Annotated in this window: 14 protein-coding genes and 1 pseudogene; 5 read left to right on the forward strand and 10 right to left on the reverse strand. The window is 61.0% G+C overall.

What is annotated here, in order from left to right; translation table 11 throughout:
* Positions 1-459: 459 nt before the first annotated feature.
* Positions 460-1,185: an acetoacetyl-CoA reductase gene (gene phbB, locus ACSQ2W_RS08160; protein ID WP_436085806.1), complete on the reverse strand. Its 726-nt coding sequence runs from the start codon at positions 1,183-1,185 to the stop codon at positions 460-462.
* A gap of 128 nt (positions 1,186-1,313) precedes the next feature.
* On the reverse strand, positions 1,314-2,495 hold the full coding sequence (locus tag ACSQ2W_RS08165; RefSeq protein ID WP_436085807.1) for an acetyl-CoA C-acetyltransferase: 1,182 nt from the start codon (positions 2,493-2,495) through the stop codon (positions 1,314-1,316).
* A gap of 225 nt (positions 2,496-2,720) precedes the next feature.
* Here ACSQ2W_RS08165 and phaR point away from each other — a divergent pair, with 225 nt between their 5' ends.
* Complete coding sequence (phaR, locus tag ACSQ2W_RS08170) at positions 2,721-3,302, forward strand: polyhydroxyalkanoate synthesis repressor PhaR (RefSeq protein WP_436085808.1); 582 nt, start codon at positions 2,721-2,723, stop codon at positions 3,300-3,302.
* Between the two features lie 91 nt (positions 3,303-3,393).
* Here the strand turns inward: phaR and ACSQ2W_RS08175 are convergent, their stop codons facing one another.
* The 4 genes from ACSQ2W_RS08175 to mtgA all read right to left on the reverse strand — a co-directional run bounded on the left by ACSQ2W_RS08175 (position 3,394) and on the right by mtgA (position 5,865).
* A complete protein-coding gene (locus tag ACSQ2W_RS08175) occupies positions 3,394-3,801 on the reverse strand; it encodes a hypothetical protein (protein ID WP_436085809.1) in 408 nt (135 codons plus the stop codon).
* A 216-nt stretch (positions 3,802-4,017) separates the two neighbouring features.
* Positions 4,018-4,203, reverse strand: coding sequence for a 50S ribosomal protein L32 (gene rpmF, locus ACSQ2W_RS08180; protein ID WP_026203804.1), 186 nt, complete (start codon positions 4,201-4,203; stop codon positions 4,018-4,020).
* Between the two features lie 159 nt (positions 4,204-4,362).
* The gene (locus tag ACSQ2W_RS08185) at positions 4,363-5,010 is read right to left on the reverse strand and encodes a glutathione S-transferase family protein (RefSeq protein ID WP_436085810.1); all 648 of its coding nucleotides are present in this window, start codon (positions 5,008-5,010) and stop codon (positions 4,363-4,365) included.
* Between the two features lie 78 nt (positions 5,011-5,088).
* On the reverse strand, positions 5,089-5,865 hold the full coding sequence (gene mtgA / locus ACSQ2W_RS08190) for a monofunctional biosynthetic peptidoglycan transglycosylase (protein WP_436085811.1): 777 nt from the start codon (positions 5,863-5,865) through the stop codon (positions 5,089-5,091).
* A 132-nt stretch (positions 5,866-5,997) separates the two neighbouring features.
* On the opposite strand from mtgA, the gene ACSQ2W_RS08195 reads away from it, so the two are divergent.
* From ACSQ2W_RS08195 to ACSQ2W_RS08205, 3 genes and pseudogenes are all read left to right on the forward strand, one after another.
* Complete coding sequence (locus tag ACSQ2W_RS08195) at positions 5,998-6,912, forward strand: polyprenyl synthetase family protein (RefSeq protein ID WP_436085812.1); 915 nt, start codon at positions 5,998-6,000, stop codon at positions 6,910-6,912.
* Between the two features lie 67 nt (positions 6,913-6,979).
* Positions 6,980-7,258 (forward strand): annotated as a pseudogene (locus ACSQ2W_RS08200) (aminotransferase class I/II-fold pyridoxal phosphate-dependent enzyme); the annotation flags it as partial.
* Positions 7,259-7,359: 101 nt separating this feature from the next.
* Positions 7,360-8,001 (forward strand): LysE family translocator, encoded by a 642-nt coding sequence (locus tag ACSQ2W_RS08205; RefSeq protein WP_436085813.1) that lies wholly within the window; start codon positions 7,360-7,362, stop codon positions 7,999-8,001.
* Between the two features lies 1 nt (position 8,002).
* Here the strand turns inward: ACSQ2W_RS08205 and ispG are convergent, their stop codons facing one another.
* The 4 genes from ispG to ACSQ2W_RS08225 all read right to left on the reverse strand — a co-directional run bounded on the left by ispG (position 8,003) and on the right by ACSQ2W_RS08225 (position 11,759).
* Positions 8,003-9,256, reverse strand: a complete 1,254-nt coding sequence (gene ispG, locus ACSQ2W_RS08210) for a flavodoxin-dependent (E)-4-hydroxy-3-methylbut-2-enyl-diphosphate synthase (protein ID WP_436085814.1) — start codon at positions 9,254-9,256, stop codon at positions 8,003-8,005.
* A 121-nt stretch (positions 9,257-9,377) separates the two neighbouring features.
* Positions 9,378-10,571 (reverse strand): MFS transporter, encoded by a 1,194-nt coding sequence (locus tag ACSQ2W_RS08215; RefSeq protein ID WP_436085815.1) that lies wholly within the window; start codon positions 10,569-10,571, stop codon positions 9,378-9,380.
* A 28-nt stretch (positions 10,572-10,599) separates the two neighbouring features.
* Positions 10,600-10,980, reverse strand: coding sequence for a VOC family protein (locus ACSQ2W_RS08220; protein ID WP_436085816.1), 381 nt, complete (start codon positions 10,978-10,980; stop codon positions 10,600-10,602).
* On the reverse strand, positions 10,977-11,759 hold the full coding sequence (locus ACSQ2W_RS08225; protein ID WP_436085817.1) for a DeoR/GlpR family DNA-binding transcription regulator: 783 nt from the start codon (positions 11,757-11,759) through the stop codon (positions 10,977-10,979). Before ACSQ2W_RS08225 ends, ACSQ2W_RS08220 begins: the two co-directional genes overlap by 4 nt.
* Positions 11,760-12,054: 295 nt before the next feature.
* Here ACSQ2W_RS08225 and ACSQ2W_RS08230 point away from each other — a divergent pair, with 295 nt between their 5' ends.
* A complete protein-coding gene (locus tag ACSQ2W_RS08230) occupies positions 12,055-12,831 on the forward strand; it encodes an amino acid ABC transporter substrate-binding protein (RefSeq protein ID WP_436085818.1) in 777 nt (258 codons plus the stop codon).
* Positions 12,832-12,850: the final 19 nt, after the last annotated feature.

The raw sequence follows: 12,850 nt of genomic DNA on the forward strand, positions 1-12,850 counted from the left end.
GCGCAGCACACATGCCCACACGACAACATAAACGCAAGGGTGTCGGAGCATGAAATACTGCAAATGGGGCTTGCGGCCTGCATTTCCACCCGCATTTGCCGGAATCGGAACAGCCATGGAACGAATCGGAGACGAATCGCTGACTCCCTCGGATTCATCTTTTGTTCACTGCTAGATATTGATTTTCTGAGCCGGATTCTCACCAGATGCTGAATCGTCATTTCCAGGCGAAAACGGGTGCGGACAATGGCTTCGGTCGCATCCTGCACTTCGCGAGATTCAGAATCCAAATAACTGAAAAATCAGAAAAATTTAACCAAGTTGATTAGTCGGTTCGCCGCGGCGCATCGATTGCCGATGCTGAGCTCAAACATCGAACGAATCGGCGACAATCGCGACGCTGGATAACGCGGAACGGCGCCACAACGGCGCCGTTCGCAACAGCAGGAATCCATTTGATCAGACGAAGAACTGGCCGCCATTGGCGGAGATCGTCGAACCGGTGATGAACCCCGCGTCGTCGGAGGCGAGGAACACGGCGATACGGGCAATCTCCTCCGGCTCGCCGAGACGGCCGACAGGGATCTGCGGTATGATGCGTTCGACCAGGACCTTTTCCGGAATTGCCCGGACCATTTCAGTCCCGACATAACCTGGGCAGATCGCGTTGACGGTGATCCCCTTCGATGCCCCTTCCTGAGCCAGTGCCTTGGTGAAGCCGAGATCGCCCGCCTTGGCGGCCGAATAATTCACCTGGCCCATCTGGCCTTTCTGGCCGTTGATCGAGGAAATATTGATCACCCGGCCGAAATTGCGGTCACGCATGCCGGTCCAAACCGGATGCGTCATGTTGAAAAGGCCGCTGAGGTTAGTGTCGATGACGTCCTTCCAATTCTCCGGTGTCATCTTGTGGAACATGGCATCGCGGGTGATGCCGGCATTGTTGACGAGAATTTCGATCGGGCCGAGGTCGGCCTCAACCGTGGCGATGCCGGCAGCGCAAGCCGCGTAGTCGGAAACGTCCCACTTGTAGGTCGCTATACCGGTTTCGGCGGTAAAGGCCTGCGCCTTCTCGTCATTGCCGGCGTAGTTTGCCGCGACCTTGTATCCCGCGCCCTTCAAGGCGATGGATATGGCCGCACCGATGCCGCGCGACCCGCCAGTGACCAATGCTACTCTGCTCATCCGTCTCTCCCTGTTGCCTCGTTCTTGGCCCGATGCCTGTGCTCGCAAGCGCAAGCACAATTCTCCCGGCTCTTGCCGTGAAGTCTGCTCCGGCCGCTGGGCCGGAGCGAATGCCTAACGGATAATTGTCACAGCCGTTCGACACACATGGCGACACCCATACCGCCACCGATGCAGAGCGTTGCAAGTCCCTTGGACACGCCGCGACGCTTCATTTCGAACAGGAGCGTGTTGAGAACGCGCGCGCCAGACGCACCGATCGGGTGACCGATGGCGATGGCGCCGCCATTGACGTTGACGATCGACGTATCCCAGCCGAGATCCTTGTTGACCGCACAGGCCTGCGCTGCAAAGGCTTCGTTGGCTTCGACAAGTTCGACATCGGCAACCGACCAGCCGGCTTTTTCCAACGCCTTGCGCGAAGCCGGGATCGGGCCTGTGCCCATAACCTGCGGATCGACGCCCGCTGTCGCCCAGGAGACGATCCGGGCCAGCGGCTGGATACCCCGGCGTCCGGCTTCTGCCTCGGTCATCAGCAATGTTGCGGCCGCGCCATCGTTGAGCCCGGAGGCATTGCCGGCGGTGACGGTGCCTTCCTTGTCGAAGGCCGGGCGGAGCTTTGCCATGGAGTCCAGCGTGGCGCCGTGGCGGATATATTCGTCCTGATCGACGGTGACATCACCCTTGCGGCCCTTGACGATGAAGGGAATGATTTCGTCGGCGAACCGGCCAGCCTTCTGGGCTGCCTCGGCCTTGTTCTGCGAGGCGAGTGCGAACTGATCCTGTTCATCGCGCGACAACTGCCATTTGCGGGCAACGTTTTCGGCTGTTGTGCCCATGTGATAGCCGTAGAAGGCGTCGGTCAGGCCGTCCTTGATCATGGTATCGACCATCTTGAAGTCGCCCATCTTGACGCCGCCGCGCAGGTGCGCGCAGTGCGGTGCCATCGACATGGACTCCATGCCGCCGGCCACGATGATCTTGGCGTCACCCGTGGCAATCTGCTGCATGCCGAGTGCAACCGCACGCAGGCCGGAACCGCAGAGCTGGTTCATGCCCCAGGCGGTCGCCTCCTGCGGAATGCCGGCCTTCATGGCCGCCTGACGGGCCGGGTTCTGGCCTTCGCCCGCCGACAGGACCTGGCCGAGGATTACCTCGTCCACTTCGCCGGCATCGACGCCGGCGCGCTCAAGCACACCCTTGATGACCGCGGCGCCCAGTTCGTGCGCAGCTGTATTGGCAAAGGAACCGTTGAAAGACCCGACGGCGGTGCGGCCGGCGCTGGCGATGACGATAGAGGGAGTGCTCATCAGATATTTCCTCGTTCATTTTTTTCGCAACTGCCAAAGACTGGCAAAGGTCAACGCGCAAGTCAAACGTCATAATGCACTCGCCGTCTTTTCAGTCCACAATCCAGGCGCGAAAATAAATTTTGCAGCTGCGTCGTCGCATTGCACAAAGAGATTGTCAGAACAGGTTTTTTACGGATACTCTGAAAAACTCAATAAAGACGGGAGCATGGGGAGGAGACCCTGATGGCAAAACACGACGGCCAGATCGTTATCAAGAAATACGCCAACCGGAGGCTCTACAATACCGGTACCAGTACATACGTCACACTCGACGATCTCGCGGTCATGGTGAAGAAGGGGGAGGAATTCACTGTTCAGGACGCGAAGTCAGGCGAGGACATCACGCATCAGGTGTTGACGCAGATCATTTTCGAGCAGGAATCCAAGACCGGCAACACGCTTTTGCCGATTTCCTTCCTGCGCCAGCTGATTTCCTTCTACGGCGACCAGATGCAGATGGTGGTGCCGAGCTATCTCGAACATTCGATGCAGGCTTTCACCGACCAGCAGGTGCAGATGCGCGAACAGATCAACAAGGCCTTCGGGGAAACGCCGCTCGGCAAGAACCTCGCCGTCCCCTTGCAACTGGTGGAAGAGCAGGTCCGGCGCAATACAGAGCTGTTTCATCAGGCCATGCAGATGTTCTCGCCCTTCATGGCTGCGACACCTCAGGCCAAGGAGCCACGCAAGGCCGAGGCCAAGGACATTGATGAACTGAAGGAACAGCTTCGCGCGCTGCAGACAAAACTGGAAAACCTGGGGTAAGAGCGTGATCGGGCATGCCGCACCGACCTCCTCTGTCACTGTCGCCGACAGAGGAGGGCTCCTCATGAAGCCCAGCTTGGCGAAAGCGACATCAAAGGCCGATCGACACGTCCCGCCCGGCTGTGCGCATCGACACCGAGAAGCCGGCAATCACGTCGATGAAGCTGATCGTCATCAGGATGAAGAAGGTGTGAGTTGCGGCATTGGCGACCAGCAGGAACTCCACCAGGAAGATGATAAACAGAACCATCGACAAGAGATGATCCATCAGCGCCTTGGAGCTGACGCGGGTCGCCTTGAGGATTTCGACGAAAAGCAGGACAAGCGCGATGACGATCACGAGATCGCCGACGCTCATCGTCCAAACCGCGCCCGACAGCATCGTCAGCGACAGGAGCGTCATTTCGAAGACCGCAACGCCGCCGCTTCCCAACATGCCGACCATGCCCAGATTGTAGAGAATGAACGGCAGGATCAGCAGTGGAATGGCGGTAATCATCGACAGGAACTCCCAATTTATCGCCGGGCCTCCTCGGGCCAGGCGTCGATCGATATTTGCCTACAGTACGCACATGGTCAAGAAAATGACCGCGCGATGCAGATGCGGCGACGATCCGGGAAAAACGCCCGAAGGTCGGGCGTGCCCGCAAGCGGACAACAGAAAAGGGCCGGCGAAAGCCAGCCCTTCAAAACACGAGCCTGACGGCGACGCTGATTAAGCGGAAGCCTTCGGGGTAAGAACCTGGCGACCGCGGTACATGCCGGTCTTCAGATCGATGTGGTGCGGACGGCGCAGTTCGCCGGAGTTCTTGTCTTCGACGTAGGTCGGAGCCTTCAGCGCGTCAGCGGAACGGCGCATACCGCGCTTGGACGGGCTTGTTTTTCTTTTCGGTACAGCCATTTCATACTCCACTTATCGGGCAAAACTCTGTTGAGCGGCCAGACCGTTGGCCGGGACAAACAGATGTCAATCTCGGAATTTGCCGGGCTTATACATGCCTCACAGGCGTTTGACCAGTCCCCACAGGTATTTTTTCATGCTGACCGGCGGCGGGACGAATCACGCTTCGTCTTCCGGCACGATCCAGGTTTCCTTAAGCGCCGCCTCCTGCCACTTGGCGAAGGCCGGATGGGTTTTCACCGCATCCATATAGGCGAGCGAGCCGGGATTGCGGGTGAGGTCATAGACCTCGAACCGGTTGACCACGGGCGCAAACATGGCATCGGCGGCGGTGAAGCGGCCGAACAGGAACGGGCCGCCGGAGCGGGCCACGGCCTCACGCCAGATCGTCTCGATCCGCTCGATATCGCCCATGACGTCATTCGGCAGGTTGATCGCCCGCTTTTCGCGCCGAATGTTCATCGGGCAGGCGCCGCGCAGCGCCCGGAAACCGGAGAGCATCTCCATCGAATAGCTGCGCGCGACCGCCCTTTCGGCGGGATCTTCCGGCCAGAGGCCGGCCTGCGGGAAAAGCTCGGCGACATATTCGATGATCGCCAGCGATTCCCAGACGCGGACATCGCCATGATGCAGAACCGGAACCCGCCCCGTCGGAGAAATATCCCTGAACTTCGGATTGCCGGCCGGGAAATCGAAGGGGATGACGACATCCTCGAACGGCACGCCGCAGCCTTCCAGCGCGAGCCAGGGCCGTAGCGACCAGGAGGAGTAGTTCTTGTTGCCGACATAGAGCGTGAGCTTGGTCACCGGTCTTCTCCGATCTTTGCGAATGAAGCACTGCTATAAAGGGAAAGCCGGGTTCAGCGCCAATGAAAAGGCCTGATCTCATTCATAAAGGCATTTGATATATTCGCCGGAGCGACCGGCACGACGCTCGATCACGGAGGCGAGCCGCCGCAGGCCGCGGCCGGGCTTGCCGGCATTGCGCTCGAGCGGATTGGGCAGGGCGACGGCCAGCAGCGCGGCTTGGCGGCGTGTGAGCTTGGCGGCAGAAACGCCAAAATGGTGCCGGGCCGCGGCTTCTGCGCCATAAATTCCGGGGCCCCATTCCGCGACGTTGAGATAGAGCTCCATCATTCGCCGCTTGCTCCAGACGAAATCCGCGACGAGCGCCAGCGGAAGCTCCATTCCCTTGCGGACGAAGGAGCGGCCGTTCCAGAGAAACAGGTTCTTGGCGGTCTGCATCGGGATCGTCGAGGCACCGCGAGTGGATTCGCCTTCCAGCGCATCCGTGACGACACCGCGCATCTGCACCCAATCGACACCGTCATGGAGACAGAACTGCCCGTCTTCCGACATCATCACCGAGCGGACGAGATTGGGAGAAATCTCGCCGAACGCGACCCATTGGCGGTCATACCCGCGCAGAAACACGAGATCGCGCAGCATCAGCGTTGAAATCGGGTGGATAAAAATCGGTGTATAGAGGATGATCAAAACATAGGGCAGGAGGATGACGGCGACAGCGATCGACAGCAACCGGCGCCAGCGTTCACGCAGAACATCCCGCCAGCCTCGCGAACGGCTGGAAGACACGTCTTCCTCCTCTTCCCGAGTCTCCGGTACGATGTCCACCCCTGAAGCGCCCGCCTGATAATCCATAAGGTTCTCATAGAGCAAGAACGGGTAAAATTGAACGGTTTTCTCGGCTTTGCACCGCCAGCCGGGCCGGCGCCTGCCGATATGGTAAAATCCCGTTGCCAGCGGGCTTACAGTCATGCCAAAGAGCGCCGCATGAGCGAAAACTCCGCATCCTTCAAATCCCGCCTGAAGAACAATGCTGCAGAGGTCGAGGCCTGTCTGGCCAGCATCCTCGGCGACACGGTGCGACCGGATGAAATCGCCCGGCCGGAACCGCTTCTGGCGGCCATGCGCCATGGCGTGCTGAACGGCGGCAAGCGCCTGCGCCCGTTCCTGGTAATGGAGAGTGCGGCCCTTCTCGGTGGCGATGCGGAGGCCGCCTTGCGCGTCGGCGCGGCACTGGAATGTGTTCACTGCTATTCGCTCGTCCATGACGATCTTCCGGCCATGGACGACGATGATCTGCGCCGCGGCCAGCCGACCGTGCATATTGCCCACGGCGAGGCAAACGCGATCCTGGCCGGCGACAGCCTGCTGACGCTCGCGTTCGATACCATCGCCGCACCGGAAACGCGGCTCAAGGACCGGCAGAAGACCGAGCTTATCCTCGCATTGGCGCGCGCGTCAGGCATCGGTGGCATGGCCGGCGGCCAGGCGCTTGACCTGGCGGCGGAAGGCTGCGTGCTCGATGAGGCGGGCATCACGACGCTGCAGGCGATGAAGACCGGCGCGCTGATCCGCTTTGCCTGCGAGGCGGGTGCCATCATCGCCGGAAGCGGCGACGCGGAGCGGCAGCTCATGCGCCTATATGGCGAAAAGATCGGCCTCGCTTTCCAGCTGGCCGACGACCTTCTCGACCTGACGGCCGACGCGCAAACCATGGGCAAGGCGACCGGCAAGGACGCGGCGCGCGGCAAGGGCACGCTCGTTGCCCTGCATGGGAGGGACTGGACCGCCACACAGTTGGAACAGCTTGTCCTTGGCGCGGAAGACCTGCTATCCGCCTTCGGCGACCGAGCAGCTATCCTGATCGAGGCCGCCCGTTTCATCGCCAATCGCAGGAACTGACGGACGAGCAAGTTCTGGTCGCCGATCGTCGGCACGCTGAAGCCCTATTCGGCCGGCGAGCAGCCGCGCATGGTTCGACGTGACGTGCCACGCTGTCATCGCCTCGCGAGACCGCGTTTCCGGTGCGTTGCGCCAGCGTGGCTTCGAGGTGCTGCCTTCGCAGGCCAACTTCGTGTTTGCCCGCCATCCCGACCACAGCGGTGAGGCACTGGCGAAGGGCCTGCGCGAGCGCGCGGTGCTCGTGCGCCACTTCGCCAAGCCGCGTATTTCCGATTTCCTGCGCATCACCATCGGGACACCGGAAGAATGTAGCCGGCTTATCGAAGCGTTCGACGGCATTCTGTGAGAAGGGTAACGGCGGGGAATATTGTCACCACAACAAAATGCCCGTTTCGCTGAAAGGGATAACGGGCATAGTGGCGCCGAAAGACCTATCGGAAATCGCCTATGTCCTACCTCTTGCCCTATCTGCCGCAACTCATGGTCGCCTGGGGCGCCTATCTGATCGCCACCGCCTCGCCCGGTCCGGCCGTGCTTGCCATCATCGGCACGTCGATCAGCCGCGGCCGCAGTTCCGGCGTGGCACTGGCGCTGGGCGTGCTGACCGGTTCCTACATCTGGGCAATGCTGACGGCAGCAGGGCTTTCCGCCCTGATCCGCTCCTACGGCCAGGCATTGATCATCCTGAAGATCGCCGGTGGTCTCTATCTGCTCTGGCTGGCATTCAACGCGCTAAGGGCGGCACTTCGAAAAGAGCCGCCGAAAGACATCGCGGAGAACGAGGCCGCGCCGTCCCTGCGCCGGCTCTACCTCAAGGGATTGGGTATCCACCTGACGAACCCGAAGGCCATTTTCAACTGGATCATGCTTGTGTCGCTCGGCATGCCGAAGGACGCGCCGGTCAGTGTCGTCGCAGCATTCATCGCTGGCTGTATGGTGCTCGGCGTCGCGGTCCTCACCGGCTTTGCGCTTCTGTTTTCACTCGGGCCGGTGAACCGGGTCTATCGCAAGGCGCGCCGGTGGATCGAAGGGGCGATGGCCGGCTTCTTCGCCTTTGCCGGATTGAGATTGCTGACGGCAAAACTGTAGCCTATTCGGCCGCTGCCTGACCCTGTCCGAAACGCTTCTCGATATAATCGGTAACGAGCGCTTCGAAATCGCCGGCGATATTGGTGCCGCGGATCGTCATCGCCTTCCTGCCGTCGATATAGACCGGGGCCGCCGGAAGCTCGCCGGTGCCGGGCAGCGAAATGCCGATATCGGCATGTTTGCTTTCGCCCGGGCCGTTGACGATGCAGCCCATGACCGCGACCTTCAGGCCTTCGACGCCCGGATATTTTTCGCGCCAGACCGGCATGTTGCGGCGGATATCATCCTCGATCTTCCGCGCGAGCTCCTGGAAGACGGTCGAAGTCGTCCGGCCACAGCCGGGGCAGGCCGCAACGACCGGGATGAATTGGCGAAAGCCCATGACCTGAAGCAGTTCCTGCGCCACCTGCACCTCACGGGTGCGGTCGCCGCCGGGTTCGGGCGTCAGCGAAATGCGGATCGTATCGCCAATGCCCTGCTGCATAAGGATGCCGAGCGAGGCGGCTGAAGCAACGATGCCCTTGGAGCCCATGCCGGCTTCGGTAAGACCGAGATGCAGAGCATGGTCGGAGCGCGTTGCCAGCATCGCATAGACGGCGATCAGGTCCTGCACGTTCGAGACCTTGGCCGACAGGATGATGCGGTTGCGCGGCAGGCCGATTTCTTCCGCCAGTTCCGCCGAGATCAGCGCCGACTGGACGATGGTTTCGCGCATGACTTGGCTGGCCGTCAGCGGAAAGCCCTTCGCCTGGTTGTCGTCCATCATCCGCGTCAGCAGTTCCTGGTCGAGGGAACCCCAGTTGACGCCGATGCGCACCGGCTTGTTGAATTCGATGGCGCGCTCGATGATGGCGGCGAACTGCTTGTCCTTCTTGTTCTTGAAGCCGACATTGCCCGGGTTGATGCGGTATTTCGCCAGCGCCTCGGCGCAGGCCGGATGGTCGGCGAGCAGCTTGTGGCCGATATAGTGGAAATCGCCGATCAGCGGCACATCGAGACCGAGCCGCTCGAGCCGCTCGCGGATTTTCGGCACGGCGGCAGCGCTTTCGTCGCGGTCGACGGTGATGCGCACCAGTTCGGAGCCGGCACGATGCAGCGCCGCGACCTGGGCGACCGTCGCATCGACATCGGCGGTGTCGGTATTGGTCATCGACTGCACGACGACCGGCGCTGCTCCGCCGACGATCACGCCACCGACATCGACGGCAACGGAGGCGCGGCGCGGCTGCGGATCAAAATCGAAGGCGGAAGACATGAAAGCCCCTTGCACGTGCTGTTGCGGCGATTTCCCTTGAGGTGGATGAGGAAAGCCGCCTTGTCAACGGCAACATCATGGATTGACGGCGAATTGATGGCTGCGCAGTCGCAGGCCACCCTCAGTCGTGCCCTTTCGGATCGGCGTGAACGGCATGATGCGACAAAAGCAGCACCACGATGAACAAGGCCGGAATGCAGGCGAAGATGATCGAAAAGCCGGTGTGTTCGGCAATGAAGCCGATCAGCGACGGCGCAAACAGCATGCCGGAATAGCCCATGAAGGTGGCGACCGACAGCCCGATGCCCGGCGCGAGGCCCGGCATGTTGCCGGCAGCCGAAAAGGCGATCGGCACCATGTTGGAAATGCCGACGCCGGCCAGCGCAAAGCCGAAGATGGCCAGCGGCGCATTCGGCGCAAGACCGGCCAGCACGAGGCCGACAAGGGCCGTCAGGGTGCAGACGCGCAGGGTCTTCACGCCACCGAACCGATCGCGCACGTGATCGCCGGCAAAGCGCATGATTGCCATGGTCGCCGAAAAGGCGGCAAAGCCGAAACCGGACAGGGCAACCGAGGCGCCGAGTTCGTCGCGCAGGTAAAGCGCGCCCCAATCCAGCACGCTGCCCTCCGGCACCATCGAAAACAGCGCCACGAGACCGATCAGCCAAGGCAGAGGCGTCATCGGCAGACGCAGCTTCTGCTTGGCCACGTCGGGATGCGGCCGGTCATGAAGGATCATCGGCCAGGCAAGGCCAAGCACCGCAAGGCAGAACAGCGTGACGAGAATCGCGTGCGGCAATACGCCGAACTGCGCCATGACCACACCACCGCTCGCCGCGCCGATGAGGCCGCCAAGGCTCCAATAGGCATGGCAGGACGACATGATCGCCCGGCGCATCGACTTCTCGACTTCGACCGCATTGGCGTTCATGGCCACATCCATGGCGCCGACAAAGCCGCCAAGCAGGAACATGCCGATCGCTGCCGTCCAGACATTCGGCAGCAGGGTCAGAAGCAGGAGAAGCGGTGAAAGAATGACGGCCGTGACCTTCACGACCTTTTGCGAGCCGAGCCGGGCGATGAAACCGCCGGCGATCGGCATCAGCACAAGCGAGCCAATGCCGAAAGCAAGAATGAGCAGGCCGAGCACGCTTTCGCCGATGCCGAGCTTCTCCTTGAATTCCGGAATCTTCGGCGCCCAGCTGCCGGTGACGAAACCGTTCATCAGAAACAGCAGCGACACGGCAAGACGGGTTTTCGGCATATAGCCCGAGCGGACGGCGGCCTGCGGCTTGGGGATGTTGCGTTGATCCATGATCTTTTCCGTGCGATCCGTGTCGGGTTCAAACCGTGATTTCAATGAGATTGCCGTCGGGGTCCTTAAGGACCGCCTCGTAGAAGCCATCGCCCGTCATGCGGGCGGGAGACATGAGAATTCCGGAAGCCGCCGCCTGCGCCGCCATTGCATCCACGGCTTCGCGGCTGCCGAGCGACAGCGCAAGATGGGCGTAGCCCTGCCGTTCTTCCAGCCCCTCTCGCGTGATCCAGGGTCCTTGCATGATTTCGATCGAAGGACCGTCCTTGAGGTATACAAACCGCGAGGAGAAACCGGGTCGCCGTGCGCTTTCATAGTGATTGCCCACAACGGCGCCGAACGTCTCGGCCCAGAAGCGGCAAAGGCCGTCGAGATCGGCAGTCCAGAGGGCGACGTGGGCGATCCTCATGCCTTGGCCCTTCGCGCATGCGCAATGGCGATGCCGGCCTCCTCGCAGCAACGGACAGCGTCCGCCGGTGCATCATGCTCGACGACAAGTGCGGAGCAGCGACTTGCGGCGATGACCCGATGCGGCGCCGAAGTCCCGAACTTGTCGTTGGTGATTGCGGCGAGCACCGATGCGCTGCTCAGTGCCACAAGCCGCTTGAACTCCGCATCCTCGTACTCGAAGACGGTCAGTCCGGCCTCGATATCGGCACCGCAGGCGCCAAGAATGCAGAGATCCGGTCGCAGTGTCTCGATGTCGCGCTGCGCCTTGGCGCCGACCGCAGCACCCACACGCCTGTCGATCTTGCCGCCGATGACAATCAGATCGACCCCGGGCTTGTCCATCAGCGCGGCGGCGATCAGCGGCGTGTTCGTCACCGCCGTCAGCTCCAGATCATTCGGAAGAGCCTCAGCGATCGCCAGATTGGTCGATCCCGCATCGAAGAAGACGGTCATTCCCGGTTTGATGAAGGCAAGCGCGGCAACGGCCAGCGCTGCCTTGCGCTCGGGCGCCTCGCCGACACGCTGGGCAAGGGTGGTGCTGCCCGGCGAGACCGGCAGCGCGCCACCATAGACCCGTTCGCAAAGCCCTGCGGCCGCAAGCTCGCGCAGATCGCGGCGGATCGTATCTTCGGAGACGTTGAATTCCTGCGCCAGATCGACAGCCAGTACCCGGCCGGACGCCCGCAGCCGGTCCTGTATCAGCCGCTGACGTTGTTGAAGAAGCAGTTCTGTCTGCATGGGTTCGACCAAATCGTGCATAATTACGGATAAATCGGCACAAACAGGCATACACATAGGTTCATCGGGGTTCAACCGATTTTTATGATTTCTTAAAAAATGTGCCGCGAAAGCCGGCAAGCCGCCTTGAATTTGAGCGATCGGCGCCAATTTTTCCGTGGAAACAGCCGCCATTGGAGAAAAACCTTCGCTATTGCGCCGCACAATTGAAGTTTTGTGCGCTGTCGGCGGTGGGTCCATATGCGATTGTCCTCTCACACCGGCGACGGGCCGGATAGAAAGATGGAAAAAGACAATGAAATGGGTTCACACACTTCTCGCCGCCGCAGCAATCACTCAGCTGGTTTCGGTCGCTCCGGCTTTTGCCGGCGAAAACCTTGAGGCCGTCAAGTCGGCCGGGGCGCTGAAGATCGGCACGGAAGGCACTTATGCGCCCTTCACCTATCACGACGAAAGCGGCAAGCTCGTTGGTTTCGACGTCGAGATCGGTGAAGCCATCGCCGAGAAGCTTGGCGTCAAGGCCGAATTCCTCGAAGGCAAGTGGGACGGCCTGATCGCCGGCCTCGATGCCAACCGCTACGACACCGTGATCAACCAGGTCGGCATCACCGAGGAGCGCAAGAAGAAATACGATTTCTCCGAGCCCTACATCGCTTCCAAGGCCGTCCTGATTGTCAAGGCCGACAATGACGAGATCAAGGATTTCCCGGACCTCAAGGGCAAGAAGGCGGCCCAGTCGCTGACCAGCAACTTCGGCAAGCTGGCTGAGGCCTCCGGCGCCGAACTCGTCGGCACCGACGGCTTCGACCAGTCGATACAGCTCGTATTGACCGGTCGCGCCGATGCGACAATCAATGACAGCCTGTCCTTCCTCGATTTCAAGAAGCACAAACCGGATGCGCCCGTGAAGATCGCCGCCGAGCAGGCGAATGCCGACTACTCCGGCATCATCATCCGCAAGGGCGAGCCGGAGCTTCTGGAAGCGATCAACAAGGCGCTCACCGAGATCGAGGCCGACGGCACCTATGACGCGATTTCGAAAAAGTATTTCGGCGCCGACGTTTCAAAGTAATCCCAATTATGCGGCATGA

It is taken from the genome of Pararhizobium sp. LjRoot255, assembly GCF_964252905.1.
In the GTDB taxonomy this organism is placed as follows: Bacteria; Pseudomonadota; Alphaproteobacteria; order Rhizobiales; family Rhizobiaceae; genus Pararhizobium.

Coding starts and splice junctions, on each gene's coding strand:
- rpmF (WP_026203804.1), bottom strand. CDS start 4,203: ATGGCTGTACCGAAAAGAAAAACAAGCCCGTCCAAGCGCGGTATGCGC.
- phaR (WP_436085808.1), top strand. CDS start 2,721: ATGGCAAAACACGACGGCCAGATCGTTATCAAGAAATACGCCAACCGG.
- ACSQ2W_RS08225 (WP_436085817.1), bottom strand. CDS start 11,759: ATGCAGACAGAACTGCTTCTTCAACAACGTCAGCGGCTGATACAGGAC.
- ACSQ2W_RS08205 (WP_436085813.1), top strand. CDS start 7,360: ATGTCCTACCTCTTGCCCTATCTGCCGCAACTCATGGTCGCCTGGGGC.
- ACSQ2W_RS08195 (WP_436085812.1), top strand. CDS start 5,998: ATGAGCGAAAACTCCGCATCCTTCAAATCCCGCCTGAAGAACAATGCT.
- ACSQ2W_RS08230 (WP_436085818.1), top strand. CDS start 12,055: ATGAAATGGGTTCACACACTTCTCGCCGCCGCAGCAATCACTCAGCTG.
- ACSQ2W_RS08215 (WP_436085815.1), bottom strand. CDS start 10,571: ATGGATCAACGCAACATCCCCAAGCCGCAGGCCGCCGTCCGCTCGGGC.
- ACSQ2W_RS08165 (WP_436085807.1), bottom strand. CDS start 2,495: ATGAGCACTCCCTCTATCGTCATCGCCAGCGCCGGCCGCACCGCCGTC.
- ispG (WP_436085814.1), bottom strand. CDS start 9,256: ATGTCTTCCGCCTTCGATTTTGATCCGCAGCCGCGCCGCGCCTCCGTT.
- phbB (WP_436085806.1), bottom strand. CDS start 1,185: ATGAGCAGAGTAGCATTGGTCACTGGCGGGTCGCGCGGCATCGGTGCG.
- ACSQ2W_RS08175 (WP_436085809.1), bottom strand. CDS start 3,801: ATGATTACCGCCATTCCACTGCTGATCCTGCCGTTCATTCTCTACAAT.
- mtgA (WP_436085811.1), bottom strand. CDS start 5,865: ATGGATTATCAGGCGGGCGCTTCAGGGGTGGACATCGTACCGGAGACT.
- ACSQ2W_RS08220 (WP_436085816.1), bottom strand. CDS start 10,980: ATGAGGATCGCCCACGTCGCCCTCTGGACTGCCGATCTCGACGGCCTT.